The following is a 26,825-nucleotide window of genomic DNA, read 5'->3' on the forward strand; positions in this document are numbered from 1 at the left end:
TTCATGGTATTTATCAACTTCTAATATAATTGATATTTATCGGAGAGGTCGCATAATTTCTTCAACATCAAGGCCTCTTGAATTAATATTATACATTATTGTTGTAATTTGTGCAAGTAATAATTTATTCTCCTTTTCAAGTTCTGTATATTTTTTTTTATAATTATCTAATTGCTCTATTAAACTTTTTCTATGTGATTTACCAGTAGGATTTAATCCCAAATTATTTAACTGAATTTTTCGAGCATTATCAATTAGGGTTGCACGGTTATTAAGTAATAAGGTACTACGACTCTTATATCCAAGCTTTTTTAGGATGGATGTTCTTGAAATAGGAGAGATTGCATACCCATCATTAATCATTACTTCTAAAATCCGTTTTAGCTCAATGTCTGTGTCTTTGCCTCTTAATTTTTTATTGTTTTCCATTTATTATATCTGTTTTTTTATTTATTTCGGACAAATTATTTCCATTTGGGAACACTTGGACATTAAAACCTTTTATCGCTAATTCTTTAACATACTTCATATTTTTTAATTTAGCTTCTAAATCCATTATCCAATTATTAGCACCGTATTCTTCGATGCCATTTTGTTTTAACTTTTCTAATGAATTTTCTGTAATATGAATAAGCTTTTCTAAGTTTTCCCATTCATGTTCTAAACCTGTTAAATGAAGATTGTTACATGCATTCCAACATTGCAAGTGCTTTTCGCATGGATTTAAACTAAAATCGTTAGTACATGCTCCAAAGGGAGTGATGTGTAAGGCATTCCCATGTGTATGTAAAAAAGTTTCTGCATTTTCGTAGCTTTCAACTTCTTTTATATTATGATAAGTATCTGTTAATTCTCCAATAATGATTTTCTTACGGATCCCATTACGTAAAAAAGAGATTTTTTCATCAACAGTATTAAAGTTCAAATATTCCTTATGGGATTTTGTGTACTCTTCAAATGTTGGATGTTGGTAAACTTTATTTTGGCTAATATTTTCTCTTCCTAAAGCTAATGCTTGGTTAATATTTGACATACCAGCTAATTCATATAATGTATTTTTCCAATGCCGAAATTGATGGCTTGAAATTTTAATACGACTGCCATCTGCCTCAGTTAGGCCTCTTCTATCAAAAATCGATTTTTGAGAATCAATACTCCGTGACCCTAGTGCAACATTTATTTGATCAATACCAGTTCTGCTAGGCAATAATTTTATCATACTTTTTGGTTGTTCATCATAATAATAACCAAAACAACCAACAAACCTTATTGATAAAACTTCGCTTGTTTTTAAAATAGTTTTATTATTATGTTTTAAAGCTACATGATTTACTCTTTTATAAAATAAATTTTCTATTTCACCAGCAATATATAAATGTTGTGGACATTTTTTTTTGTGGTCTGTTAGTCTCGAATATACTATATCTTTATTGATGATTTTTGGAGAAATATTTTGTCTTTTCAAAAAAGAATTCAGAGACTCAATATTTTTGTGTCCAAAGTATTTTAAAAGGTCAGAGTCCGCAATAAGCTTATCCGCAGGAATATTCCAAAGTCTATTATGATCTTCTTGAAACTTTGCTATTTTTCTAGGTTCAGCTGTAAGTGTTTTCAGATCATTTATTGCTCTTATTACTAGAGGTACATCTTGTTCAGATAGCCAATGAACCTGTGGTCTAAAACTTTTTTGAGCATAATATTTTATGCAATAATCATAGATGTTTTTATTGTTTGAATTTTTTAGAATATTACCATTTTCGTCTTTTCTGACTTTTTTTATTAGGCAATTATACGGCAGTAAAAGTATTTCATTTGCCCTCAATCCGGTGGCAATTATTAAGTCAATTGTTCGCAAAAGTATTGCTTCATAATTGTTTAGAGGGGAGTTAGTACATTTTGCATAAGCCACTATAGCTTCATATGAAGGCAACTTCTTAGATTCGATTCTATCATCAAAATCCATAGAAGAGATACTTGTATACGTATAGTCTTTACATTTTACATTATTTTTAAATTCTATGGGGATGGGAGAGAGTTTAAACTGATCAATAAAATCTGAAATTCTTTTTAACCGCGTTGAATTATTATAAATTGTTTGATATTTCAAAGAATTATCTTGCATATTATGTATCAATTCATCAAAATGCCATCTTGTAATATTAGAAATAGAAGACTCATTTCTTTTTAGCATTAAAGTATATAGCATACGGAATAAATTCAGATAAGATTTTATATTACCAAAACCTAATTGCCAATTTCTACTAATATTTAAAATAAAACTTTTTGTAAAATCTGCAAAATCTTTTGGCATAGCAAAATTTGGATCGGCTATTTTACAAATATGAGCATTAAAGAAAAAATTACACCCTAACCCTCTGTGAAATAGCCAATCACGTGTATTCCATATTATAGAGTCCCAATCTTCTTTTATTGGTAATGTATTGAAATATTTTCTTTCTTTTTCGATGAAGTTTGAAATGTTTTTCTCATTTATTGGCTTGTTCATTTTGTGATATGATTTGGATTACTGTTTTAACTGCAGTTATAGTTTCACGCAGTTGAATAATTGTTCTATTATTTTTTATATCATTTCTTTTAAGTCCAATATCAATAAACAATTGAACATGTTTTTCTAGTGCTTCTAAAACTTTATGATGGTCACCATTTTTAAAAGGATGAAATTTTTTACATGTATAGCATGAGTATATAGGGTTTTTAGGGCATATTTGTTGTAAATTACATTTACCTATTTCACCAATATATTCCATTCCGACAATTCCTTGAACCCAATTTTTTTCAATTGATTGTGGTTTGTTGATGATTTCTCCTGTCAATAACATATTGATAATTTTATGATATGGCTCAAATTTACCTAACGCTTTTGTCTTTATTTCTACTATTTTTGGGGTTGCTTTAATATAGGCTTTAGAAGCAATCAAAGTATTGTGTCCTAAAATTTCTGCAATAATTTCAATTGGAGCTCCATCATCAGCAAAAGATTGTGCTAAATGGTGTCTTAATTCGATTGAGCCAAGATTGACAAAAGAAAAAGATTCTAATAAAATCCTATTAATAATATGACAAGGACATCTTACATGATTATTGTAACTAGTAACAAACATAGCATTAGTTGGAGGTGAAACCTTTTTAGTTTCTGAAATTAAAAGTTCTAATTCTTTACCTAAAATAGAGCTTATTCGTCTAATTCTTTTTCCATTTGTTATCTGACCTAGTTTTTTTGACATTGGCAGATCAAGAGAATAATATTTTTTATTACTTTGATGATTTTTCATTACTAATAGATCTTCAAAGTTTAAAAAATAGATCTGTGATGGTCTTGGAGCTAATTCCCAACATAATCTAATGATAATATGTTTTTGTAATTCTTGTAATGAAAAATTTGATATTTGATTTTCATTTTGTTTTAGTTTTTCAAGTATTTTATTTACAATACCATCTTCTAAATAAGTCTCTCTAAGTCGAATTCTTTTATAACTTATACCTTTGGGGTATTTATATTCCTGTAAGAAAGTTAATCCTTTCTTGTCAAAGCCATTAATTCCTTTCGAATAGCACCATTCATAGAAGATTTTTAGAATAATCAATTTTTTATAGTTAGTTCCTGTAAATGCATTGACAATAGTATCTTCTTTCCAAGGTAAGACATGTAAGCTTTTTGTTTTACATAAAAAAATTAATTAGAGAAAGATCCATTGAGTAAATGCTTGTTGATGAGTTATTTTGAAATCTATGAAAAATGAATCCTTTAAAAAGCTCTTTAAGGTTATCAGGAAGATTCTTTTTTTTCCAGTCAAGACTATAAATTCTACCTGCTTTAGGCCATGTCCATATTTCTTCATTAATATAAAGTCGATTATCAATTTCAGATGGCGTATTGCTAATATAAATTGCTTTATAGGGCTTGAAAATATATTCTGATTTTTCTAATGATATATTGTCTATCTTATTGTTTTTCATTGGTGTAGTCTTTGTTGATTCGTTCAATATTATGTTGATTTGCTTTTTCCCAAATATATTTTCCAGCATAAAATTGAGGCATTTTTGATCCAGGAGACCATCCACATATTTTTTTTAATTCGTCTTGAGCTCGCTCTAGATCTATTTTTTTTATCTCTACTAGGTATTTTAAGAAGGAAAACGCAAAGGAATGTCGAAATTTATGAGGAGTAATTTTTGTGTTTATGATATCGTTATCTTTCACTCTATTAAGTTCATTGAATATATTTTGAATCGAACTTTTAGAAAGTGGCTTGCCGAGTTTACTTGTAAATAGAAATGGATGGTTCACTTTTGACTTTTGCTCCTTATAGGTTACTCTTCGATCATATAAAATATAATCTTCAATTTTTTCAGATAAATTATCAGAAATAAATATTACTCTGTTGCTTTGCTGGTTTTTTATACTAGGCTTATCATATCTTGTATCATTATTTGAATTTACATGATCAATAATTTTTAGATAGCTATTTTTTGAAAAAACTACATCTGTCGTTTTGAGATTAAGTACCTCTCCAATTCTCATCCCACTCTCTAATAATAATTGCAGTATGATTAAATTTCGATTGTTATTCTTTGATCGGGCATTTTTACGTTGATATTGAGAAATAATATTTTCTAAATGTTCTATTCTGATGTCCTTATAAGAATTATTGATACGTTTTTTGATATAAAATGATTTGAATAAGTAGTAAAATCGTTCTAAATAATAGCTCTCTAATTGCGCTTTTTCCTTGTAATGGAAATTTTTTAGTAAATATCTTTTTAATGCCCATTGTATATATTCTTCCACAAAAAATATATGAGTATTATAAGCTTCATTACCTAATTTGTTTAAGGGTTTATATTCTTGAAAGAAAGAAAGAATATTTTTTAATAAATAATCATATTCTCCATTTATTAATATGTCATCTAAGTTTTTATTATGTTCTTGAAAGAATGTATAAACTCTTTTGAAAACAGTGCATATATATAATAGGCGCTTTATTGATAGATTTCTTTTTTGAGTTATTAGATAAAAATTTGGCATTAATAATGGTACACCATCTAAATTTAATAAAACTACAAAATCTTTATTGGCAATATTTATTATACTGGTTTTCATTTACTTAAAGATACTAAAAAATGTACATATACATTTTACAATTGTGGTGAATTTATTATATTAGAAATATTAATTGTTATAAATGAACATTATTAGCATTACATCTTTGTAACATTGATTGGTTACACAGGAAAAGAAGTAGAAATGGTAAACTTCGACAACGGAAACATAAAAGCAAGCGTATCTCTGGCTACAAGTGATCATTACACCAATGCTAAAGGTGAAAAAGTAGAAGAAACACAATGGCACAATCTGATTGCATTTGGAAAAACTGCAGAGATCTTTGAAAAATATGTTCCCAAAGGAAAAGAAATAGCCATTGAAGGAAAGCTTACGTACAGATCTTATGAAGATAAAGATGGGGTAAAGCGTTACGTTACAGAAATTCGCGTAGATGAGATCTTATTATTAGGCGGTAAATAACTCTAAAAACACAAATGATGAAAGTAAAAGTTTTTAAAATAAGAATTCCTGAAGAATTTCTCTACAAGGATCAGAAGATGCTGGATGATTTTCTTGAAGGAAACGAAATTATAAAAGTGGAGACCGCTTTTGTAAATGATGAATGTTATTGGTCTGTTATTTTGTATTTTGAAGAAAAAAAACTAAAAAATACAGTTAAAGAACCAAAGACTATTAAATACTCTGCCGAAAGTGATACTTTAAATTACGATGAAGAACAGATTTTAAATGCGTTAAAACTCTGGAGATCAGAGAAAGCAAGAGAGCAAAATCTGCCTACCTATTTTATTGCAAGTAATCAAGAATTAGTATCTGTAGCAAAGTATAAGCCTGCTAAAAAAGAAGAACTGCTTGAGATCAAAGGTTTTGGAAAGCATAAGATTGAAAATTATGGTGAAGAAATACTGGAGATCCTTGAAAATGTCTGATTTTTTTCAGAAGGAATGACCATATAATTGTAAAAGCTGGGGGAAGATTCTTTCTTCAGCTTTTTTATACTGTGTAAAGTCCATGCAATTCCGTACTTTTGCGTAGATTAAAAAGACATACAAGAAATGAAGCCAAGTTTAGCAAAAGGAACGAGAGATTTTACGGCGCAGGAAGTTTCCAGAAGAAAATATATCATCAATATTTTACAGAATAATTTTGAGTTATTCGGATTTCAACCCTTAGAAACACCTAGTTTTGAAAACCTTTCTACTTTAACAGGAAAATACGGAGAAGAAGGAGATCGTCTGATTTTTAAAATACTAAACTCTAGCATTAATGAAGCTAAGGAAGAAAAGAAGACTCAGATGCTTACAGATTTTCAAAGAGCATTAGAAAAGCCTTTCACTTCAGAAAATCTGACAGATAAAGCCCTTCGTTATGACCTTACAGTACCTTTTGCAAGATTTGTTGCCATGAATCATGGAAAACTGACATTTCCTTTCAAACGTTATCAGATTCAGCCGGTATGGAGAGCAGACAGACCCCAAAAAGGAAGATATAGAGAGTTTTATCAGTGTGATGCAGATGTTGTAGGAAGTGAAAGCTTATTACAGGAGGTAGATTTGGTACAATTGTATTTAAAATCATTCTCAGATCTTAAAGTTCCTGTAACCATTCACATGAATAACAGAAAAATCCTTTCAGGATTAGCTGAATATGCGGGAATTACAGATAAACTGATTGATTTTACAGTAGCTCTTGATAAACTTGATAAAATAGGAAAAGACGGAGTTGTTAAAGAATTGTTGGAAAGAGAAATTTCTCAGGATTCTATTGATAAGCTTGATTTCTTATTTAACCAATCTGATGATGCTTTAGAGAACCTTCTTCAACTAAAAGAGAAATTTGCAGGAAATGAAATTGGTTTACAAGGGGTAGAAGAATTAGAGTTTGTATTGACTCAATCTCTTAATCTTGGAGTTGATATGCAGAATTTGGTATTCAATATTACTCTGGCAAGAGGACTTGATTACTATACAGGAGCAATCTTTGAGGTGAAAGCTGATGAGGTCGCAATGGGCTCTATTGGTGGAGGTGGTAGATATGATAACCTTACAGAAGTTTTTGGTGTTAAAAATATCCCGGGAATTGGTATTTCATTCGGATTAGATAGAATTTATCTGGTGATGGAAGAGCTTAATCTTTTCCCTGATGAAGCTTCTTCTAAAACAGAATATCTATTTGCAAATTTTGGAGGTCAGGAAACTACAGAAGCTTTAAAACTGATTATGCAACTTCGTGTAAAAGGTATTTCAGCAGAATTGTATCCTGAGAATGCAAAAATCAACAAACAATTTACATACGCAGAAAAGAAAGGTATTAAAAATCTTGTTTTCTTAGGAGAAGAAGAAATTAAAAATGGAACTGTTACCTTTAAAAATCTTGAAGCTGGAGAGCAAAAAACAGTTTCTCTGGACGAATTTTTAGGATAAAAACCATTCCACATATACAATATAAAGCAGCTCAGGTTTTTTGATAAAAGAAAACTGTGAGCTGTTTTTTTAGAACAGAAGAAAGGCTTAAGCTAGTTATGAAATTTTTATTAATGCCTTAGAAGTGGTTGTGTACTGCATCTAAAAGAACCTCCAAAGCTTCTGCTGATTGAAAAGTCTATATATTCCACTTTAATTCCGTATTGTTCAATTTGGTCCCCAATATGCTTAAATTCAGGATCTGTAATATAAACTTCAGGAGAAACAGAAAGTCCGTTGGTTGCTAGATTCATAGCTTCATGTAGAGTAACATCAATTCTTTTCCAGTTTTTTAATGCTGTTGGGATCCCTTCTAAAAATGCTTCTTCACAGATAATCATTAATCCTTCTTTCACAAGCCCCAGAGCACAGTCGAGATGTAAAATATCACGATGAAGCTTTACTTCTTCTACTGTGTATCCTTGTGGTTTTAAAAGTTTTTCTAACCATTGAATTCCAAGGCTGTTAGATGCTAAACCAGAATTTCCAACAAAGACTTGTTTTCCGAAAACTAATACATCACCACCTTCCAGAAAAGGACCTTTTCCCAAAGTAGTATCTTCCGGATCTGCAATTTCAGGTGAAGGAACTGCCAAATAATAGCAATCTTCCGGATATATTTCCTCAATAAATAAATCTCTTATCGGAAAAACTTCATTTCTTCGATGTAAAAATCTCAGTGAAGATTCTATGACATGATTTCCTACCGTAAAAAAGGGATCTCTTACAAAAAAGTTGGAATAGCCCGCATTTCCCACTGCCTTTTTCTCAGTATCAGTAAGCTTACGCGGACGAAGAACTTGCACACCGTATTTTTCAAGTGTTTTTTTTAGATTTGTTCTTTCAAGTTCCCATCGTTTTTGAAGATCAGGAAATACTTCAGAATAATCTTTTCCTCTGTTTTCAAAGTTTTCTTTTACTGCATCTTTACTCAGAAACCGAAGATCTTCAGGGCGTGGTTCTAACGGATAACCAAATTCAGATTGAGCAAGAACAACTTTTTTCAAGGGTGCAAATTCATTTTCAACAAAAATCATAGACTTCAATTTTTATATTTACATAGGAGCAACTTTCAAACCGTTAAAGTGTAATACTTTTTTTAATCAGGGCTTAAGGCAAAAATAATAGGAATTTATCTCAATTCTGAAAGACTAAATAGAAAAATGTCTGAAAAACTGTAAGAATTGAATACTTTTGAAGGTAGAAATCGGCTCAGAATTTGTAATTTGGGATCGATATAATAAAAACTTAAACATAAAGACCAAATGAATATGATTTGTGCATTGTGCGGAACACCGCTTACATCTACAGATATGCTTGTAGGAAAGAATAAACTTGCTGATGGCGGTTATTTATGCGCTGAATGTTTTAACAAAGCCATTTCCGTCAATAGAGACCTTATCAATACTCTTGATCAGTTTTATTTTGCTGAAATTAATGGAATGCTTCTTAAAAGTAAGATTGATGCAAGCCAAAATCCCGGCGGTTTTCAATATGGAACTACCAATAGTTACGAATATGATGCTCCTACAAGATTAGATGAAATTAAGGATCAGATTGTAGCCCTGAACGTCAGACTTAGTGTACTGGCTAATGAAGAAGTGAATGAACTGGATAAAGTTCTCGATAAAGATGAAAGGCTGATCGCTATTGCAGAATGTATCGATATGAGTAGCAGTAGGGAAGGAATTCTCTTTTCAACGCAGAAAAGAGTGGTTTTCATGGATAAAAAATTCCTTGGTGGAGTAGTGAAAAATGAATTTACACATCAAAATATTATATCCGTAGATCAGGCGGAAAACCTTTTGTATTCAGTATTGAGGATTAATACTAGAGGAGGTACTGCGGATTTTAAACTTCATAATAAAAGTGACGGAAGAGCTTTCTGTACTATTGTAAACGGGCAGATTAATGAACCTGTAAAATCAACTTATCAGCAACCTGCACAGCCTCAATCATTCTATCAGAATACTCAGGCTTCAACACCACAAAATACAGCTGGTAGCCCAAAAGAATCAACAGAAGTTATTTTTGAACAATTGGAAAAGCTGGGGAAATTAAGACAAATGGGTGTTTTAAGTGAAGAAGAATTTTCATCGCAGAAAGCAAAATTATTAGAACGACTTTAAAAATAAAGTTTAGCAGATCAGAGAATAATGATTTTGAATACTTTTATTGTATCATCATCTGTGCTGTTTTATGATACAAAACGGAGCGTATTTTCTGCTCTATTGTAAAACTTTTAAACATAAAAATTAAAATGAACACAAATTGTGCTCTGTGCGGTATACCTTTAACGTCCATGGATACAGTTTTGGGAGAAAATAAACTGTCGGATGGCGGTATTCTGTGTAATAAGTGCCTGAATAAAGCAACCGGAATCAATAAAGATCTCGTGTATAATCTGATCAATTACAATCTGGCTGAAGTAAGAGATATAGTACTGGGAGAAAGTATTGTAGAAGAAGAAGAGGAAGAGGTTGAAGCACAACCTGTAGTAAAAGAGTCCATATCCAGAACAGTGGTGACATTCTCACACTCTTTTCAGCTTAATGTTAATAGTAGAAAAGAGCCTACAAGGCTTGATGAAATTAAAGACCAGATTATAGCTTTAAATACCTCACTCAGTATTTCTGCAAACACTGAAGTAAATGAGTTGGCAAATGTTTTGGATAATAGTGAAAAGCTTATTGCCGTTGCCGAAGGAAAATATCTGAACAATAATCTTGAAGGAATTTTAGTTTCAACAGAAAGACGGGTTATTTTTATTGATAAAAATCTTTTAGGAAGTATATCTGAAGGTGAGTTTTCACATGATAAAATTGTTTCTGTACAACATAGTTACGGGCTGATTTCTTCCGAGTTGAAATTATTTACAAAGGATGGCGTAAAAGCAGAGTTCAAACTATACAACAGGAATGCCGCAAAAAACTTTTATGAATCAATACAAGGTTACATAAACAGACCTAGGAGCTCATCAGAAGAAAGACCAGAATCTAATCAGGCAGCAGAAGACATCTCAAAAAAAGATGAAACAATAGCTGTCTTTGAGAAACTTGAGAAGCTTGGGAAATTAAAAGAAACAGGAATTTTAACAAACGAAGAATTTGAAGAGCAGAAGAAAAAATTGCTTGGAAAATTATAAAAAATATAAAAATGAGTAGTAATTGTTCATTGTGTAGAACGGAATTAACGTCTATGGATACACTTCTGGGAGAAAATAAGCTGTCAGATGGAGGGATTTTATGCAATAAATGTTTAGATAAAATAAGCTATATCAATCAAGAAGTGCTTTATAATCTTAGTAAGTTCAGTATCGATGATATTGTTAACATTGTAGAGAATAGGAGAACAGAGCAGAATCAGCCTGTTATTTTGAAAGATGAAAATCTCCCAATGACTGTGAATGCTGAGACAGAAATTGTTTCAAAAGAAGTTTATAAAAGAAGAAAGAGAAAAATAAAAAATGAACTGGAAAATTTGAATGCCAACCTTTCTGCATTCACAAGAGGGGAAATTAAAGAACTTCCCAACCTTATTCCGGAAGATGAAAAGATGATTGGTATTACAGACGCTCAGTTTAAAAATACTTTAGATGCCGGAGTTTTAGTGGCAACTGATAAAAGATTGCTTTCCGTATCAAAATCAATGTTCGGATCTGCAAAAATTAATGATTTTCCCAATGATGTCATTAAGTCTGTAAGCTTTGTAACAGATCCGAGATCACCCATAATTAAAGTTCATCTGGAAGAAAGAGTAGTAGAATTTGAATGTTATATGGACAAAGAAGATGCTGAAAAATTCTATGATATTATAAGACCTATTTATAATAAACCTTCTGTACAACAGAAAGCCCAACCAAAGCAAACTGCTACAACGAATCCAATTCCTTCCGGTGAAGTCTTTGCACAGCTTGAAAAACTTGGAAAATTAAGAGAAAACGGAATCCTGACGGATGCAGAGTTTGCAGAGCAAAAAAGAAAACTCCTGGAACAACTTGAATAAAACCTATCATTGTGAAAGTTTCTTCAGATTTATTGGAAAAATGGCTGAAAGCATGGTCCTTATCTAGAAACCTGTCTTTACCTGTTCAATATAAATCAGGGTTTAAAGTGAAAGTAGGTGATGAAAAACAAAAAGAACGTTATATATTTTCTGAACCTAATAAAGATTTCTTTCAGCTTTCCCATACTATTGATGAACCTTGGATTTATCTGAAAGTCTGTTCAGGACCAGATCTATTTATAAATAATATCCCTGAAAAATGGCAATTACAACCGCAAGGATATATGATGAACTGTTCTCATCCAATGAATATTCAGCAATTAAATCTTCCGGAAGGTTACATTGTAGAATATAGTAATGAAGATTATATGTTCATTGTAAAAATTATTACCCCAAAAGGCGAACAGGCAGCAATTGGAAGAGTTATTTTTGTAGATGATATTGCAGTCTATGATAGAATAGTGACGGAAGAAAATCACAGAAGAAAAGGTCTTGCTTCCTTTATCATCAAAGAATTGGAAAAAAATGCAGTGTCAAAGAATATTTTCAAAAATTTTCTTGTTGCCACCGAAGAAGGGAAGCTTTTATATGAAGCTTTAGGGTGGAAGGTTTACAGCTTATACACTTCGGTAGTTATTCCTGCTTTTAAAACTTAATTTTTTGATTTAAATTATTTTCTCGTCAGGAAACAGTAATTTAGGAACATAAAACTATTGCTATGAGTGAAAGATCCAGATTAGATGAAATAAAAGATCAACTTGAGAAGTTAGACATTAATCCAACATTTTTTGCAAGAAAAGAGATCCGGGAACTTCCCGAAATTCTTTCGGCAGAAGAGAAAATTGTTTACCTCGTTGAAGGTAGAAATAAAATCACTACTCATCATATCATCTTAGTCGCTACTGACAGGAGGCTTATTTTCGTTGATAAAGAATTCATGTACGGTTTAAAAGTAGAAGATTTTTCTTACAGTAAAATAAGTTCAATACAATACGAAACAGGTATAATGCTTGCCTCCATAGATATTCAGGTGTCTGATAACCTTGTAGAGATTGATGGAGTAGGTAAATATGAAGCAGAACTGTTTTGTGAAAAAGTAAGAGACTTCATGTCTCGTCCTGAAGAATATTTTCCAGAGATTTCAGAACCTACTGTTTTAGACCAATTGGAACAGCTTGGGAGATTAAAAGAAAATGGTGTTTTAAGTGAACAGGAATTTAGTGAACAAAAGAAAGTACTACTAGAAAAATTAAATAAAGATAAAATATAAAAGCAAAAAAGTCATCGTAACTACTCGATGACTTTTTCTATATATGAATGTTAAAAAAACTACTCTTATTTATTAGCTTAAAGAATCTTCAGCCTTTCCTTTCGCTTCGTCTACTTTATTTTGAACCTGAGAAGCAACATCATTGGCTTTACTCTTAAGGTCATTTCCCCATTTGTTAAGATTATCTTTTGCTGTATTGATCTTATCTTTTACAGCTTGTTGGTCCTCAGGAGATGAGTTTTTATATTTCCAATAAGCTAAAGCACCTAAACCTAGTAAAGCTAATACGCCTTTTGTTTTGTTTCCCATGATTTCTATTTTTATGAATTAATATTAAAATTTGTTATTACTAATCATGTAAAATACGTGCCAAAAAATTGTGTAGAATTATAAAAAAATGTTAAAATTAAGAAAAGACTTCAAAAAATTCACCGTCAAAACTGGCAAAAACCATAGTAGGATAAGAATCCTGATGATATACATTTCCATTTCTGTCAATACCAATAGCTCCCGCAAACCCATCAATAGCTTTAAGCTCAGCAAATGTTTTACCGAAAGCTGTCTCAAGGCTCATTCCGTCCGTAACTCTGGTTACTATTTTCGCAGCAGTAGCATTGCTTACAATATCTTCGCCTACACCCGTACAGCTGACTGCACAGAATTCATTGGCATAATTTCCGGCAACAGTGGCAGAATCCGAAATTCTTCCCGGAATTTCAAAACCTTTACCTCCTGTAGACGTAGCAACAGCTAGTTTTCCATTTTTATCAATAGCAACACAGCCTACTGTTCCTTTTCCGCCGTTGTTCAGCTTTGCTTCATATTCTTTTCTTCTTTGTGGGATCTCTGTAGAAAAATTTTCAAATCCATGCTCTGTAGCATATTTCTTTGCTCCGTTTCCTCCTAAAACTCTATCATCTTCATCAATAAGGTCTTTTGCTACAAAAACAGGATTTTTTACATTCTGAATATTAATGACTCCACTCAGCTTTTGAGTTTCTCCATTCATGATGGCTGCACTCATTCGGATAACACCATCGCTTTGAATCTGTGAACCAATTCCTGCATTATATAAAGGATCATCTTCCAACAAAGAAACGGCATAGGCAACTGTATCAAAGGCAGAGTGAGTTTGAAGATACTGAAATGCTTTTTCAGCAATTTCCTTTAAAGAGTTTTGTTTGGCTGTTTTTACTTCGTGGCTTTGGTCGCTTTCCGAGAAAAAGCCTCCATGAATGATGATTTTCATAAAATGTAAATGAGAGTTGATAAATATTTTTACGAAGGTAATTTATAAATAAAAGATAAAAGATAAAAGATAAAAGATAAAAGATAAAAGATAAAAGATAAAAGATAAAAGATAAAAGATAAAAGATAAAAGATAAAAGATAAAAGATCTTGTCGTTAAACAACTATAGCCATAATGATTATCCATCCGGATATCAACATCAATAGGGGCGGGCTTTAGTCCGCTCAATAAATGAAATATTTAAATTCCATTGGCTTTAGCCAAAACTTATTATATTGTCTGTTTTGATCAAAGAAGTGAATTAAAAACACAAAAAAACGAAACCGAGGTTCCGTTTATATAGTTACATAAGTTAGTCTATTTATCCTGTGGAATTGGATTGAATTGTGAATTCTCAATGGTCAGCGTTTTGGTTGTAAGGTCATAATGATCATTCATAGACATTACATGTACCGTTAAGTTATCAATAGAGATAGGTTCTCCAAGGTTGATATTCGTAAGATTGGTATCCTTGATGAATCTTCCGTCTACAAGGATGACAAGCCCTGAACCTACAGCAGTCATCACATCATTATGAATGAAAAGTCCCGTATCTTCTCCAAGTCCGATTCCCAATGTTCGCGGATTATTGACGACAGCCTGGAATAGACGTCCAATTCTTCCTCTTTGTACAAAGTGTGTATCAATGATAACATTATCTATTAAACCTAGCCCCTGCGTAGTTTTAATTTCTCCTTTTAATAAAGCTTCCGAGCTGCTTCCCTGATAGATCATATTTTCAGAGGCTGCCGCAGCACCCGCAGAAGTTCCGGAATAGATAAAATCCTGCTCCTGATATTTTAATAGAATAGTATCATGAAACCTGGTACCTCCGAGAATAGAAGTCAGTCTCAGCTGGTCTCCACCCGTAAACATCATTACATCCGCAGCATTGGCTCTTGCAACCATAGCATCAGAATTGGCTTCCTCACGGTTATGAATATCAAGAATGTTGACGTTTCTAGCTCCCAGGAATTCAAAAGCTTTTTTATATTCGGTACCTACGATTTGAGGAATCTGAGAAGCGGTAGTTACGATTTCAATCACAGAATTTTCCTTATGTTTTGATTCATTGATGATCTTTCGTAAAATCCCACGCTCAAAAAAGTTAAGGTTTTTTTCAATATTCTGATCATAATCGGTTTCTGCAAAGCTTCCTTTATTTACAGCTCCTCCGATAACTATTAATTTTCCAACAGGTTTCGTCATGGTACAAAATTAAAAAATAATTAACATGTTTGGCGAAATTCATGCCATCTTTAGTTGATTTTTAATCTTTTAGGAATGTTAATTAAAATTAATTCTTTTTTGGCAAATCTTTAAACTTGATGTGGTTTTGTTTTGGGTTTTATATTATATTTGAATGTAAAATAAGTTATTGTTAACTGTTAAAATGCCAATAGACTATGAAAATCGAAAAGATTCAGGCACTACGCGGTCCTAATATCTGGAGTATCAGACGAAAGAAGCTGATCCAGATGAGATTAGACCTTGAGGAAATGGAAAATTATCCCACTAATAAAATTGATGGATTCAGGGAAAGAATAGAAAAATTGATTCCGTCATTGATCACTCACCGATGTTCGGAAGGAGTGGAAGGCGGGTTTTTCCATAGAGTGGAGACGGGTACCTGGATGGGACATGTCATTGAGCATATCGCTTTGGAAATACAGACTCTTGCAGGAATGGATGTAGGCTTCGGCAGAACCCGTGAAACTAAAACTCCCGGAGTGTATAATGTAGTATTCAATTATCTTGAAGAAAATGTGGGAATCTACGCTGCAGAAGAAGCTGTAAAGATTGCAGAAGCATTAATTGAAGGGAAAGAGTATGATTTGAATGCCTGTATTCAAAAACTAAAAGAAATCAGAGAGCGCGTTCGTCTTGGTCCGTCTACAGGAAGTATTGTGGAAGAAGCTGTTTCCAGAAAAATCCCATGGATAAGATTGGGGACAAACTCACTTGTACAGCTTGGATATGGAGTGAATCAACAGCGTTTTCAAGCAACGATCACTGGGAAAACAAGTTCTATTGCTGTAGATATTGCATGTAATAAGGAATTAACAAAAAGAATGCTTCATGATGCTGCAATTCCGGTGCCTATTGGTGATCTGATTGTGGATGAAGAAGGGCTTAATAATGTCATTAAAAAAATTGGGTATCCTATTGTATTAAAACCTTTGGATGGTAATCATGGTAAAGGGTCTTCCATTAATGTTAACGACTGGGATTCTGCTAAAATAGGGCTGGAGCACGCACAGAAATATTCAAGAAAAGTTATTGTTGAAAAATATATTACAGGATACGACTTCAGAGTATTGGTAATTGATAATAAAATGGTAGCTGCTGCACGAAGAGTTCCCGCTCATATTATAGGGGACGGAGAATTGAATATCCAGCAACTTATTGATAAAGAAAATAAAGACCCAAGAAGAGGTTATGGTCATGAAAATGTCCTTACAGAGATTGATATAGATAAAGATACTACAGAACTTTTAGATAAACTTCAGTATAGTCTCGAAACGGTTCCGCAAAAAGGAGAAGTGGTTTATCTGAAGTCTACGGCTAACCTTTCGACTGGAGGAACCTCCATTGATGTAACCGATATGGTACATCCTGAGAATATTACAATGGCAGAAAGGATTTCTAAGATCATTGGATTAGACGTCTGCGGTATTGATATCATGGCTGAAAACCTTACGCAACCCTTAAAAGAAAGTGGTGGGGCTATTATAGAAGTTAATGCCGCTCCGGGATTTAGAATGCACTTAGCTCCAAGCGAGGGATTACCAAGGAATGTTGCTGCTCCGGTTGTAGATATGTTATACCCGCAAGGAAAGCCTTTCACAATCCCAATTATTGCGGTAACGGGTACGAACGGTAAGACAACCACAACAAGATTGATCTCTCATATTGTAAAAAGCAATGGTTATAGAGTAGGTTTCACGACTTCCGATGGTATTTATATTCAAAATACTATGTTGTCAAAAGGAGATACTACAGGACCAATTTCAGCAGAATTTATTTTAAAAGATCCTACGGTAGAGTTTGCTGTTCTTGAAACGGCAAGAGGTGGAATTTTACGTTCCGGATTAGGATTTTCACAATGCGATATCGGTGTACTTACCAATATTGAAGAGGATCATTTAGGAATGAATGATATTCACAGTTTAAAAGACCTTACCAAAGTAAAACGAGTGGTACTGGACAGCGTAAAGAAAAACGGATGGAGCGTACTGAATGCTGATAATGAATATTCCATGAAGATTATAAAAGATCTCGACTGTAATGTTGCAATTTTCAGTATGGATGAAAATAATCCGCATATCGTAAAATTTGCGAAAGAAGGAAGAATTACTTGTGTGTACGAAGAAGGTTTTGTAACCATTAAAAAAGGAGATTGGAAGATCAGAATTGGAAAAGCCAAAGATTTCCCGATCACAATGGAAGGAAAAGCCAGATTTATGATAGAAAATGTACTGGCAGCCAGCCTTGCAAGTTATCTTCATGGATTTGGAATTGAAGATATTTCAAATTCTTTACGAACATTTATACCAAGTGCACAGCTTACTCCGGGAAGACTGAATGTTTTTAAATTCAAAAACTTTAAAGTTCTGATTGATTTTGCACACAACCCTTCAGGCTATGAAGCCATTGAAGATTATCTGAAAAATGTAGAATCAACAAAGAAAATAGGTATTATTTCCGGTGTAGGAGACAGACGTGATAACGACATCAGAGAGTGCGGAAAAATCGCAGGAAGGATGTTTGATCATATTATCATCCGAAATGAGAAGCATCTTCGGGGAAGAACCGAGGAAGAAATCAATGGGTTAATCATTGATGGAATGCAGGCTTCAGGAAAAGACGTAAGCTATGAGATTATTCCTAAGGAAATAGAAGCGCTGAAACATGCTATTGGAATGGCAGAAGAAGGAACATTTATCACGGCTTTAAGTGATGTGATTTCTAATGCCATTGATCTTGTTCAGGAATATCAGGCAAGAGAATTGCTGGAAGATGAAAAGAATCTGTAAAAATCTAAGTTTGAAATAAATAAAGTGGCTGTACTTTGTAGTGCAGCCGTTTTTTATAAATTCTGAGAATATTTTGCAGATTTTATTTATATAAATAAAAGTTTTGTTTTGAGAATTTAGATCTTCAGCAATTTTCTAGCTTGCTGGAGTACAGCATCCCGATCTTCGGAAAATGTCAGAAAGTATTGGGTCTGCCATTCCTGAGTTTTTTGAGCTTGTTTGCTTTCTGTTTTATCCCAAGCTGGATAAACTCTTATTCCTCGTTTGCCTATCTTTTTTTCGTTAGATAAAATTCCTTTTTCCAATAAAATGTTTTTAGGGAAAATAAATATCCCTGAAAGATTATCTTTAAAAGAAGCAACGAAATAAAAGTCAATATCATCAGCGATATCAAAAGGAGTTGTTTCTCCATTTTCATTTCTTTTCCAGATCGTTACAAACTGTCCCGTTTTGGTAGGTGTTATTTTTGAAATCCGAAATTTTATATTCCAATCATTTACAGTAAAATTAAAACCTGAGTATTCTCTGCATTCTTTATCTTCTTCAATATTTGAACACTTCAATCCAAGGGGCTGGAAGAGCTGTTCTTCGATGGTTTTTACATTCACTATATTCTTGTTTAAAGTTGGTTGGCAAATCCAAAGTAGTTGATCCTAATCTGTTCAGATAGGCTACCTTTTGATATGTGTGGAAATTTACTTCTGCTGGAAAGGTGGCAAAATTCAAAGAATTTTTGGCGGAGTGTTTTAATAAGGTACAATCTTCACTTCATTTATCCTTCTGCAAAAAAAGCATTAGAACTTCCAATCCAGATGGCATCTTTTTTATTGAAATCAACATTTACCATGGCTGCTTTCGTCATTCTTCCCAGATTTTCCAATAGAATGGGGCGATCTTCATTTTCTTTCCAGACGTATAGCAAACGAATCTCTGCTTTTGCAAAGTCACCGTTAATATCCTCAAAAATAGGCTCGTAGTTTACTTTTCTTTGTAAAATATAGTTTTCCTTGTCTTTGATAGCGTCTGTAATTTCCTTTGTCGGATTCAAATTGACACCACTTCCAGCAAATGAAAACAGAGGTTTTAATACAAAATCTTCAAGGTTTTCATTCTCCGGGAATTCATGTAGAAAGTAGCTTTTTGGAACAAATTGATGTTGTAACAACGGTAAAAGAAACTTTGAAATCTTAAAAAACCAGTTGGGATGAGTAATCCATTTAACCTCAACTTCTTCCCGAAAATCAAATTCAGTAACAAGATCAGGAATTCTGTCCAATTCATCAAAAATAACGCGGTTGTAGATTCTTTTAATCTCTATTCGTTTACCTTTATTTTCATAAAAAAGTTTTTTACCTTCTTTCTTTATTTTGGTAAGGCAAACAGTCTTTATGCCTAATAATTTCTCTGTTAAAGCAAAATCAATTGCTGTTTTCTGTTTTTCAGGGAAGATCTCAAGAAGAATAACTTGTTCAGGATTCTCATCACCCACAATGACATCTTGTAAATGTTGCCTAAAAGCTTCATGGGACATAGTATTTCGAATATCCGAAAGAAAAGGATAAACTTCACAGTAAGTATCTTCATAAGCTTTTTGAAAGGCATATAATGAAGGGAAAGCCTGTAATTCTATCAATTGTGGCTCAATTTCTCCATTCTCGTTTTTGCATACCCCAAAATCTATGGTAAAAAAATGAGGTTGATCCGTATCATTAGGAACTTGGCAATTGTCGGGAACAGCTTTTTGAAGAAGCTCAGTAGGAAGTGCTTTGATCTGACTGATGATACTTTCGCTTGCATCCAGTAATTTATTTTCAAATTCTTTGGTCAGAAAAAGAGGGCTCTCCGAGATTCTGAAAGCAGCCTCCACGCCGCTTTTCTGTGCTAAAATGTCCTTAAGCTGCTTATATTTTTCATCTGAAAACTCCTTGTTAAATTGTTTCCTGTATTTTGGGATCATAGTTTTTCTTTTGCGATGGTAAAAAATCGAACAATGACATTCGATTTTGATATTGTAAATGATTTAACCACAAAAGTCACAAAAGTTTTTATTTTTAAGAATATAAAACGCTTTATAATAAGCTTACATCCAATGAAAATCAAAGATTTTCAACAAAACTTAAGTGTTACACTTTTGAGACTTTTGTAGAAGGTATTAAGCCAAAGATTCAGCTTCCTGCAAAATGTTTTTTTTCGCAAATTGAAGAAACCTTGGAAGAATTTGATTTCTGGTCAGGATAATTTTATCTTCATCATCAATTCTGTCCATTGTTTCAAGATATTTTTCCATTCCAAAATTCTGGATCATTGCTTCTTTGTTTTTATCGTCTTTCAGATTTTCAATCAATGCTTCTGGGCTGGCTTCCGGATGAAATTGAGTACCGAATATCTCTTCTGAAAAGCGAACTGCCATTACAGCTCTCTCCAGATTGATATGAGGGCGGAATTTTTCAATTGCCATAATCGTCATTCCAAGTTCTTCAAAACGTTCATGATCCGGCTCAATGAATTGATAAGCACGGGAATCTACCGCATAGAAAGGATCCCGAAGGTTTTTAAATAAGAATTCACTTTTACCTTCATCAGTTTTGTGAACAGGCATTACACCGAAGGAATAGGATTTTCTTTTGCAGATATTTCCTAAATTCCAATGAATGCTTGCTAATTGAAATGAATGACAAATCAGAAACAGATATTTTTTATTCTCGTTATATTTATTATGTTCAAAAACGGTATCTAAAAAATTGGAAAACCTGTTTTCCCACTCAAGACCTTCTCTGTGTGGGGTACCAGGTCCGCCTGAAGAAATAAAAATATCAAAGTCTCCCATTTCCGGCATTTCATTTTTAAACCTCACATCAAATGTCTTGATGATGACATTTTCTTCAGAGTTCTGCTGAAATGCTTCAGAAATTTCTTTAATGTTCCTAAAGCCTTGATTAACATGGTTGTTGTTCATGTCCAGCAGAGCAATTCGAATATCTTTCATTACATCATATTTTTTGTAAAGTTACCAAAAATATTATGAAGCAGGTTCGCCATGTGTTATGCCATACTCAGTTTCTGAGATCATATAATCTACAACTTTGGTGAGATCACCAGTTTCTTTGAAGATTCTGAGCTGTCGGTCTGCACCGGTTCCGTTTTCAAGGATTTTCCAGGCGTATTCAACTTCTTTTCTGCATCCAAGATCATCTACAACATCATCTATAAATTCCAAAAGTTCTTTTAATAAATGTGGATATGGTACAGATTCTTCTTTTCCAAAATCAATCAGATGTGCTTCAATGCCGCTTTTGGATGCTCGCCATTTGTTCTCGTTCAATAATAGTCTTCTGTAACTTCTGAAGCTTAGATTCTGCTGATGAAGTTTATAGATTTTAGCCACTAAGCTCTGCATGATTGCGGCAAGGCATACCGTTTCATCAATTCTTAAAGGCATATCACAAATCCTGAATTCAATAGTAGGGTAGAACGGATGAACACGTAAATCCCACCAGATTTTCTTGGCATTGTCGATAGTTCCTGTTTTTATGAGAAGATCCACGTAGCTGTCAAATTCTGCCAATGAGTTGAAGTAACTGGGAATACCGGTTCTCGGGAATTTCACAAAAATTTCCTGTCTGTAAGATTTAAAGCCTGTATATCTTCCAATCCAAAACGGAGAATTGGTGGAAAGAGCATACACATGGGGAAGGAAATAACGCATTACATTCTGGATTCTTACGCCTTCTTCACGGTTAGGAATTCCAATATGTACATGAAGCCCAAAAATAAGATTTTCGCGTGCTACATCTCCCATATCATCAACAATTTTGACATATCTTTCCCCTTGAGTGATATTATTATCAGACCAATGCGAGAAAGGGTGGGTGCCACCTCCGGAAACGCGTAATCCCTGCTCGTGAGCGATGTTGATCAGATGCCTTCTTAAACTGGTTAATTCAGCTCTTGCTTCCTGGATATTCTGACAGATTCCGGTTTCCATTTCAATCATGGATTCATGCATTTCATGTTTTAAATTTTCACTTAAAACGGCTTTTCCGCCTTCAATGATCTTTGAAACATGAGAAATAAGGTCTCTGCTCTGAACATCAATGATCTGATATTCTTCTTCGATTCCAATAGTAAACTGATGCATTGTGTTGTGTTTTTTAATTTTTTTTCAATGTTATTTTATGGAATCCTTCACAAAGGTTCCCCAAGTAATATTGGGTTTTCCCGGAACATATTCCTTTGCTTTTTCTACCGCTAGTTTTGCTGCATGTTCTACAATCCATGCAAAATTCTCTTCACCTACAGAATTTCTGTCTGCATCGGGAGCCGGATTACAGAAGTCGATGGCATAAGGGATACCGTCTCTTACTGCAAATTCTACGGTATTGAAATCATATCCTAATGCTTCATTCATTGTAATTGTGTAATCATGAATAGTTTTCAATAGTTTTTCAAGCTCTTCTCCTTCTGTCTGGTGAGTGGTTGCGTATCTTAAATGAGGTGCATTTCTAGGTTCATATGGCATGATATGAACATATTTTCTGCCCAGGCAATATACTCTGTAATAATCATCAAAGATAATCTCTTCCTGAACCATCATTACTAATTGTTCTGTTTCTCCGAGCTTATTCCAAAGATCATCAGGATTTTCTATTCTGTAAACATTTTTCCAGCCTCCACCATCGTGAGGTTTCATATAGGCAGGAAACCCTACGTAATTGAATATATATTCCCAATCGTGGGGGAATTTCAGGTTTCTGAAAGAAGTCTCTGATGTATTGGTTGGTCTTTCATGTGATGGAAGTAAGACTGTTTTAGGCAATGGAATTCCAAGTTTGCTCATCAGGGCATTGTTGAAAAACTTTTCATCAGCACTCCACCAGAACGGATTGTTGATGACATAAGTACCGTTAAGTGCTGCATTTTTCAGATATGCTCTGTAAAAGGGAACATCCTGCGAAATTCTGTCGATGATTACAGCATAACCATAGTCTGCACCCTGTTCAAGTTTGTCAATGGTAACAGGTTCTGCAACGATATCTCCACCTCCCAATTCATTTACTTTATCTATAAACGCCCAGGGAAATGTGTCCTCCATACCGAATAGAATTCCTACTTTTTTTGTCATAATTTTTGTTTTTAAAATTGGTGTGTATTTTTTGGATTTTAATAATTGTACTTAAGAAAAATAAGCTCCGATAAAGGTTGGAAATACCATTCTCCACAACGGCCAGTCGTGTCCGATCCATTTTCTTTCATCGTACCAGAAGTCTATTCCCTTTATTCTTAAAATTTCTGCCATTTCTATATTTTTATCTTTACAGATATCCTGATCGGAAGTACTTAGTACAATATGCATATGCTTATACTTCCATGCTTCATCATTTCTTACAAATTCTCTTGGACAGTTGAAGTAGACAAGATCGTCCGAATAACCATCCATAAAATTCCTTATACTAAATGCTCCGGAGAGACAAAACAGATGAGAAACGATATCGGGAAACCTGAACGCAAAATTAGCAGCATGATATCCACCGAAACTGGCTCCTGCTATTGCTACACGATGAGTTTTATGAATTTTCTGAATATAAGGGATAAATTCATTGATCAGAAACTGTATATATCGTTCATAATTTTTTATCCTTTGCTGAGGAGAGATCTTTTCATCATAAAAACTCCAGCTGTCAATGGTCTGGATATTATAGAGCCTTACTTTTCCCTGCTCTACAAACCAATTGATGCTTCCATTAAGATGAAAGTCATGGTTTTGGGTATATTGTCCCTGCGAGGTTGGAAACATAATGATAGGATGTCCTTCATGTCCGGTTACCTCTACTTTCAGACTTATCCCTAGGATATTGGAGTAGTATTCTGTATGTTCTATATATGGCATTGACATATTTTTAAAGTTATCTTAGCTGCTCAGCTTACTGCTTTTAGGGGGAAGAATATTCAGCATTTCGGCATTAATCTTTTCAGCAGTATGATCTAATCTTTCTTCAATAATTTTCGCATCATCGGATTTATAAACGATTCCGACATGGTAATCTATCGGAAGAAATCTTACCACTTCTTCACATTCAAAATCACTGTAATCCGGTTCTTTATCTTTAATTAAGGCAATGATTAATCCTGAATAATATCCTGTAGGAGGTGTAATACTATATTTTTTATTTCTCAGAAGAGCATCTTCAATTTTTGCCCATTCTCTCCAGATATTAATGCTGCTTGAAGCCTCCACCAAATCCGGAATATGTGCACCTCCCACTCGGGAAGAGGTTTCAAGGAAATACCATTTTCCGTCCTCTTTTCCTTTGATAAACTCTGTATGCGTTGCTCCGTTGAGAAGTCCGAAACTGGAAAGCACTTTAGCGTTGATCTCTTCAAGAGCTTTGAATTCTTCAGAATATCTTCCTAATGTTTTGGACCTGAACACACCACCTTCATGGGAAACCTGCATTGGAGGAGCCAGGTATTTTGAAGAAGAAGTAAATACAATTTCTTTATTGAATGTAAGGCTGTCTACATGATAAACATCTCCCGGCTTAAAGCTTTCCAATAGAAAAAGATGGCGTTCTTCACCAAGTTTATTCAATGCCTCGTGAAGCTGTTTCTTGGTTAGAATCTTTTTGATTCCTGATGCAGAGGCTTCCGACCGTGGTTTCAATACCCATGGTGCGGGAACTTTATCTACAAATTCATTAACAGTATTATCATTGAATACAGCTGTGAATTCCGGAACATTTATCCCGGAATCTTTGGCTTTTTGTCGCATGGCAAGTTTATCTCTGAAATAGCGATGAGTGGTCTGTCCCATTCCCGGAATACGAAAGGTCTCCCGGATCAGGGCTGCTTTTTCTACGTCATAATCGTCGAGAGCTACTACAGCATCTACTTTTCTTGTTTTCATCAGGTGTGAAAATCCCTGGATCAGATGTTCTAGGTTCCAGACTGAGGGTTTCAGTTCGGGCATATAAAAGACCTCATCAATGGCATGCCATGGCCAGTTTTTTTCTTTAAGATTCTCTGATGTTACTAAGATGATTTTATTACCAAGCACCTTCATTTCGTCCATGAAATCATAGCCCTTGTAATAGCACGAAATACATACTATAATTTTCTCCTCCATATAATGTTTTTTAGTTTTTAATGATTTTTCAAAAATAAAAGCATTTCTTTATTGTTTGATTAATACTAAAAAACAAAATATGATGCGCTTTTGAAAAATACACAATCAAGTATACAGAGAATTTTTGTAATAAACTAATTTTTAGTGATAATTTTCGATTAAATCAATCAATAATTGAACCCCATAACCAGTGCCTGCTTTTTCTTTCGCATATCCTACATTCCCAAAGGCAACACCAGCAATATCAAGATGTGCCCATTTTGGGTGATCTTCAATGAATTGTTCCAGAAATTTTGCTGCAATGATACAGTCTCCAACAGGTTTTAAAGACATGTTTTTCAAATCTGCTACATCAGATTGTATATCTTCTTTCCATATATCCCATAAAGGCAGATTCCACAACCTTTGATTAGTTTTATCACCGGTTTTAATTAATAGATTTTTCAAATCTTCATCGTTCGAAAACATTGCTGCGCAGGTATCTCCAAACATTCTTACCGAACTTCCCGTTAAAGTGGCAAGATCGATCAGGAAATCTGTTTTGTAGTTTTTCGCAAGGTAGGAAAGCCCGTCTGCAAGAATGAGCCTTCCTTCTGCATCCGTATCAAGAACTTCAATTGTTTTTCCATTATACGCGGTGATTACATCACTTGGAAGCAGTGCTTTTTCAGAAATGGCATTATCGGTAATGGGGAGAATGGCAACAATATTAACCGGAAGCTTCATTTCTGCAGCGTAGATTAATGTTCCCAGAACAGCAGTTGCACCACCCATATCAGATTTCATATAATGCATATTGGCAAATGGCTTCAGGGAAATTCCTCCGGTATCAAAAAGAACACATTTCCCTACCAATCCAAATGTTTTAGCATTTTTAACCGTAGTTTTATATTCTAAAATTGTAAATGCTGCATCATGGGCACTCGCCTGGTTAACGGCAAGATAAGCTCCAAGTCCGAGTTCTTCACATTTTTTTCTGTTAAAAGCCGTATATTTTAATTCATATTTTTTGGCAATATTTTTAAGGTATGAACTGAAAATATCAACCTTTTTAAGATTGGCAGGCTTATTCATCCAGTCTTGGCAGGTAAGTTGTCCGTTACTCAGTGCCTCGGCTTTCTGACCGATGATATCAAGTTTTTTCTGACTTAAATTCTCAAAATGAAGTTCAAATTTTGCATTCCAGAAAGGATGATTTTTTTCAAAAGGATAGTTATATGTTCCGATAAGTAGCCCTTTTACAAATTCTTCAAATTGTTTTTCATTCAGGAAATCGGCAAAAACTAAAGTTGGAACTGCCTGTAGCTTTTCCTTTTGGGTTTGTGAGAATTTTAATGCAACCTGCTGAACTTCAAAATTCTGTAGAGTTGATTTTCCTAATCCGATAAAGTAGGTAATTCCTTCTTCGTGAGCATTGATAAAGACTTCATGTTTTTTTCCGGTGAAAAATGTGGGAATATTTTTATTGAAATTTTTACTTGCTTTTGTCCATTCTTCTTCTGTGAATAAGTGGAAAACCTGAGTGTAGTTTTTATTTTTTTTGTTAATTAATTTCAT

26 protein-coding genes are annotated in these 26,825 nt (G+C 33.6%); 9 read left to right on the forward strand and 17 right to left on the reverse strand.

Annotated features, from left to right (window positions below; all coding sequences use genetic code 11):
- Nucleotides 1-36 precede the first annotated feature (36 nt).
- From BBI01_RS08055 to BBI01_RS08075, 5 genes are all read right to left on the reverse strand, one after another.
- A complete protein-coding gene (locus BBI01_RS08055) occupies nt 37-429 on the reverse strand; it encodes a hypothetical protein (RefSeq protein ID WP_065394177.1) in 393 nt (130 codons plus the stop codon).
- Nucleotides 416-2,506, reverse strand: a complete 2,091-nt coding sequence (locus tag BBI01_RS08060; RefSeq protein WP_065394178.1) for a hypothetical protein — start codon at nt 2,504-2,506, stop codon at nt 416-418. The genes BBI01_RS08055 and BBI01_RS08060 overlap by 14 nt, the downstream gene beginning before the upstream one ends.
- Complete coding sequence (locus tag BBI01_RS08065; protein WP_083190055.1) at nt 2,487-3,605, reverse strand: site-specific integrase; 1,119 nt, start codon at nt 3,603-3,605, stop codon at nt 2,487-2,489. Before BBI01_RS08065 ends, BBI01_RS08060 begins: the two co-directional genes overlap by 20 nt.
- A 76-nt stretch (nt 3,606-3,681) precedes the next feature.
- A complete protein-coding gene (locus BBI01_RS08070) occupies nt 3,682-3,978 on the reverse strand; it encodes a hypothetical protein (RefSeq protein WP_065394179.1) in 297 nt (98 codons plus the stop codon).
- Nucleotides 3,965-5,122 carry a tyrosine-type recombinase/integrase gene (locus BBI01_RS08075; RefSeq protein ID WP_065394180.1) on the reverse strand — a complete coding sequence of 386 codons (1,158 nt, stop codon included), beginning with the start codon at nt 5,120-5,122 and terminating at the stop codon, nt 3,965-3,967. Before BBI01_RS08075 ends, BBI01_RS08070 begins: the two co-directional genes overlap by 14 nt.
- A gap of 114 nt (nt 5,123-5,236) precedes the next feature.
- On the opposite strand from BBI01_RS08075, the gene BBI01_RS08080 reads away from it, so the two are divergent.
- The 3 genes from BBI01_RS08080 to hisS all read left to right on the forward strand — a co-directional run bounded on the left by BBI01_RS08080 (nt 5,237) and on the right by hisS (nt 7,506).
- Complete coding sequence (locus tag BBI01_RS08080) at nt 5,237-5,545, forward strand: single-stranded DNA-binding protein (RefSeq protein WP_083190056.1); 309 nt, start codon at nt 5,237-5,239, stop codon at nt 5,543-5,545.
- 14 nt (nt 5,546-5,559) lie between these two features.
- A complete protein-coding gene (locus BBI01_RS08085; RefSeq protein ID WP_228393959.1) occupies nt 5,560-6,012 on the forward strand; it encodes an HRDC domain-containing protein in 453 nt (150 codons plus the stop codon).
- 126 nt (nt 6,013-6,138) lie between these two features.
- Complete coding sequence (hisS, locus tag BBI01_RS08090) at nt 6,139-7,506, forward strand: histidine--tRNA ligase (RefSeq protein ID WP_065394182.1); 1,368 nt, start codon at nt 6,139-6,141, stop codon at nt 7,504-7,506.
- Between the two features lie 110 nt (nt 7,507-7,616).
- Here the strand turns inward: hisS and BBI01_RS08095 are convergent, their stop codons facing one another.
- The gene (locus BBI01_RS08095; RefSeq protein ID WP_065394183.1) at nt 7,617-8,582 is read right to left on the reverse strand and encodes a dimethylarginine dimethylaminohydrolase family protein; all 966 of its coding nucleotides are present in this window, start codon (nt 8,580-8,582) and stop codon (nt 7,617-7,619) included.
- A gap of 228 nt (nt 8,583-8,810) precedes the next feature.
- On the opposite strand from BBI01_RS08095, the gene BBI01_RS08100 reads away from it, so the two are divergent.
- From BBI01_RS08100 to BBI01_RS08120, 5 genes are all read left to right on the forward strand, one after another.
- Nucleotides 8,811-9,674 (forward strand): PH domain-containing protein, encoded by an 864-nt coding sequence (locus BBI01_RS08100; protein WP_065394184.1) that lies wholly within the window; start codon nt 8,811-8,813, stop codon nt 9,672-9,674.
- Nucleotides 9,675-9,805: 131 nt separating this feature from the next.
- Nucleotides 9,806-10,690, forward strand: a complete 885-nt coding sequence (locus tag BBI01_RS08105) for a PH domain-containing protein (RefSeq protein WP_083190057.1) — start codon at nt 9,806-9,808, stop codon at nt 10,688-10,690.
- A gap of 11 nt (nt 10,691-10,701) precedes the next feature.
- A complete protein-coding gene (locus tag BBI01_RS22495; protein WP_123862112.1) occupies nt 10,702-11,550 on the forward strand; it encodes a PH domain-containing protein in 849 nt (282 codons plus the stop codon).
- Nucleotides 11,551-11,561: 11 nt separating this feature from the next.
- Nucleotides 11,562-12,206, forward strand: coding sequence for a GNAT family N-acetyltransferase (locus BBI01_RS08115; protein WP_228393960.1), 645 nt, complete (start codon nt 11,562-11,564; stop codon nt 12,204-12,206).
- 62 nt (nt 12,207-12,268) lie between these two features.
- The gene (locus BBI01_RS08120) at nt 12,269-12,820 is read left to right on the forward strand and encodes a PH domain-containing protein (RefSeq protein ID WP_065394188.1); all 552 of its coding nucleotides are present in this window, start codon (nt 12,269-12,271) and stop codon (nt 12,818-12,820) included.
- A gap of 72 nt (nt 12,821-12,892) precedes the next feature.
- Here BBI01_RS08120 and BBI01_RS08125 read toward each other — a convergent pair whose 3' ends face one another.
- The 3 genes from BBI01_RS08125 to BBI01_RS08135 all read right to left on the reverse strand — a co-directional run bounded on the left by BBI01_RS08125 (nt 12,893) and on the right by BBI01_RS08135 (nt 15,317).
- Nucleotides 12,893-13,129 carry a YtxH domain-containing protein gene (locus BBI01_RS08125; protein WP_065394189.1) on the reverse strand — a complete coding sequence of 79 codons (237 nt, stop codon included), beginning with the start codon at nt 13,127-13,129 and terminating at the stop codon, nt 12,893-12,895.
- 97 nt (nt 13,130-13,226) lie between these two features.
- The gene (locus BBI01_RS08130) at nt 13,227-14,069 is read right to left on the reverse strand and encodes an isoaspartyl peptidase/L-asparaginase (RefSeq protein WP_065394190.1); all 843 of its coding nucleotides are present in this window, start codon (nt 14,067-14,069) and stop codon (nt 13,227-13,229) included.
- A 357-nt stretch (nt 14,070-14,426) separates the two neighbouring features.
- A complete protein-coding gene (locus BBI01_RS08135; protein ID WP_065394191.1) occupies nt 14,427-15,317 on the reverse strand; it encodes a cyanophycinase in 891 nt (296 codons plus the stop codon).
- 197 nt (nt 15,318-15,514) lie between these two features.
- Here BBI01_RS08135 and cphA point away from each other — a divergent pair, with 197 nt between their 5' ends.
- Nucleotides 15,515-18,145 (forward strand): cyanophycin synthetase, encoded by a 2,631-nt coding sequence (cphA, locus tag BBI01_RS08140; protein ID WP_065394192.1) that lies wholly within the window; start codon nt 15,515-15,517, stop codon nt 18,143-18,145.
- Nucleotides 18,146-18,261: 116 nt separating this feature from the next.
- Here cphA and BBI01_RS08145 read toward each other — a convergent pair whose 3' ends face one another.
- The 8 genes from BBI01_RS08145 to BBI01_RS08180 form a co-directional block, all read right to left on the reverse strand.
- Complete coding sequence (locus BBI01_RS08145; protein ID WP_228393961.1) at nt 18,262-18,753, reverse strand: MepB family protein; 492 nt, start codon at nt 18,751-18,753, stop codon at nt 18,262-18,264.
- Nucleotides 18,754-18,917: 164 nt separating this feature from the next.
- Entirely contained in the window at nt 18,918-20,102 is a 1,185-nt protein-coding gene (locus BBI01_RS08150) for a hypothetical protein (RefSeq protein WP_065394194.1), read from the reverse strand.
- Between the two features lie 195 nt (nt 20,103-20,297).
- Nucleotides 20,298-21,131 (reverse strand): type 1 glutamine amidotransferase, encoded by an 834-nt coding sequence (locus BBI01_RS08155; protein ID WP_065394195.1) that lies wholly within the window; start codon nt 21,129-21,131, stop codon nt 20,298-20,300.
- 33 nt (nt 21,132-21,164) lie between these two features.
- On the reverse strand, nt 21,165-22,283 hold the full coding sequence (locus BBI01_RS08160) for a carboxylate-amine ligase (protein ID WP_065394196.1): 1,119 nt from the start codon (nt 22,281-22,283) through the stop codon (nt 21,165-21,167).
- A gap of 30 nt (nt 22,284-22,313) precedes the next feature.
- Nucleotides 22,314-23,267 (reverse strand): ATP-grasp domain-containing protein, encoded by a 954-nt coding sequence (locus BBI01_RS08165; protein WP_065394197.1) that lies wholly within the window; start codon nt 23,265-23,267, stop codon nt 22,314-22,316.
- Between the two features lie 51 nt (nt 23,268-23,318).
- Nucleotides 23,319-24,032, reverse strand: coding sequence for an alpha/beta hydrolase-fold protein (locus BBI01_RS08170; protein WP_065394198.1), 714 nt, complete (start codon nt 24,030-24,032; stop codon nt 23,319-23,321).
- 21 nt (nt 24,033-24,053) lie between these two features.
- Nucleotides 24,054-25,268, reverse strand: coding sequence for an ATP-grasp domain-containing protein (locus BBI01_RS08175; RefSeq protein WP_065394199.1), 1,215 nt, complete (start codon nt 25,266-25,268; stop codon nt 24,054-24,056).
- Nucleotides 25,269-25,409: 141 nt separating this feature from the next.
- Complete coding sequence (locus tag BBI01_RS08180) at nt 25,410-26,825, reverse strand: M17 family metallopeptidase (RefSeq protein WP_065394200.1); 1,416 nt, start codon at nt 26,823-26,825, stop codon at nt 25,410-25,412.

The sequence above is a fragment of the Chryseobacterium artocarpi genome, assembly GCF_001684975.1.
GTDB classification, from domain to species: domain Bacteria; phylum Bacteroidota; class Bacteroidia; order Flavobacteriales; family Weeksellaceae; genus Chryseobacterium; species Chryseobacterium artocarpi.

Bases quoted from the DNA above. Each gene is read 5' to 3' on its own strand.
- BBI01_RS08055 (WP_065394177.1), bottom strand. From the start codon at position 429: ATGGAAAACAATAAAAAATTAAGAGGCAAAGACACAGACATTGAGCTA.
- BBI01_RS08060 (WP_065394178.1), bottom strand. From the start codon at position 2,506: ATGAACAAGCCAATAAATGAGAAAAACATTTCAAACTTCATCGAAAAA.
- BBI01_RS08070 (WP_065394179.1), bottom strand. From the start codon at position 3,978: ATGAAAAACAATAAGATAGACAATATATCATTAGAAAAATCAGAATAT.
- BBI01_RS08075 (WP_065394180.1), bottom strand. From the start codon at position 5,122: ATGAAAACCAGTATAATAAATATTGCCAATAAAGATTTTGTAGTTTTA.
- BBI01_RS08085 (WP_228393959.1), top strand. From the start codon at position 5,560: ATGATGAAAGTAAAAGTTTTTAAAATAAGAATTCCTGAAGAATTTCTC.
- hisS (WP_065394182.1), top strand. From the start codon at position 6,139: ATGAAGCCAAGTTTAGCAAAAGGAACGAGAGATTTTACGGCGCAGGAA.
- BBI01_RS08095 (WP_065394183.1), bottom strand. From the start codon at position 8,582: ATGATTTTTGTTGAAAATGAATTTGCACCCTTGAAAAAAGTTGTTCTT.
- BBI01_RS08100 (WP_065394184.1), top strand. From the start codon at position 8,811: ATGAATATGATTTGTGCATTGTGCGGAACACCGCTTACATCTACAGAT.
- BBI01_RS08105 (WP_083190057.1), top strand. From the start codon at position 9,806: ATGAACACAAATTGTGCTCTGTGCGGTATACCTTTAACGTCCATGGAT.
- BBI01_RS22495 (WP_123862112.1), top strand. From the start codon at position 10,702: ATGAGTAGTAATTGTTCATTGTGTAGAACGGAATTAACGTCTATGGAT.
- BBI01_RS08120 (WP_065394188.1), top strand. From the start codon at position 12,269: ATGAGTGAAAGATCCAGATTAGATGAAATAAAAGATCAACTTGAGAAG.
- BBI01_RS08125 (WP_065394189.1), bottom strand. From the start codon at position 13,129: ATGGGAAACAAAACAAAAGGCGTATTAGCTTTACTAGGTTTAGGTGCT.
- BBI01_RS08130 (WP_065394190.1), bottom strand. From the start codon at position 14,069: ATGAAAATCATCATTCATGGAGGCTTTTTCTCGGAAAGCGACCAAAGC.
- BBI01_RS08135 (WP_065394191.1), bottom strand. From the start codon at position 15,317: ATGACGAAACCTGTTGGAAAATTAATAGTTATCGGAGGAGCTGTAAAT.
- cphA (WP_065394192.1), top strand. From the start codon at position 15,515: ATGAAAATCGAAAAGATTCAGGCACTACGCGGTCCTAATATCTGGAGT.
- BBI01_RS08150 (WP_065394194.1), bottom strand. From the start codon at position 20,102: ATGATCCCAAAATACAGGAAACAATTTAACAAGGAGTTTTCAGATGAA.
- BBI01_RS08155 (WP_065394195.1), bottom strand. From the start codon at position 21,131: ATGAAAGATATTCGAATTGCTCTGCTGGACATGAACAACAACCATGTT.
- BBI01_RS08160 (WP_065394196.1), bottom strand. From the start codon at position 22,283: ATGCATCAGTTTACTATTGGAATCGAAGAAGAATATCAGATCATTGAT.
- BBI01_RS08165 (WP_065394197.1), bottom strand. From the start codon at position 23,267: ATGACAAAAAAAGTAGGAATTCTATTCGGTATGGAGGACACATTTCCC.
- BBI01_RS08170 (WP_065394198.1), bottom strand. From the start codon at position 24,032: ATGCCATATATAGAACATACAGAATACTACTCCAATATCCTAGGGATA.
- BBI01_RS08175 (WP_065394199.1), bottom strand. From the start codon at position 25,268: ATGGAGGAGAAAATTATAGTATGTATTTCGTGCTATTACAAGGGCTAT.
- BBI01_RS08180 (WP_065394200.1), bottom strand. From the start codon at position 26,825: ATGAAATTAATTAACAAAAAAAATAAAAACTACACTCAGGTTTTCCAC.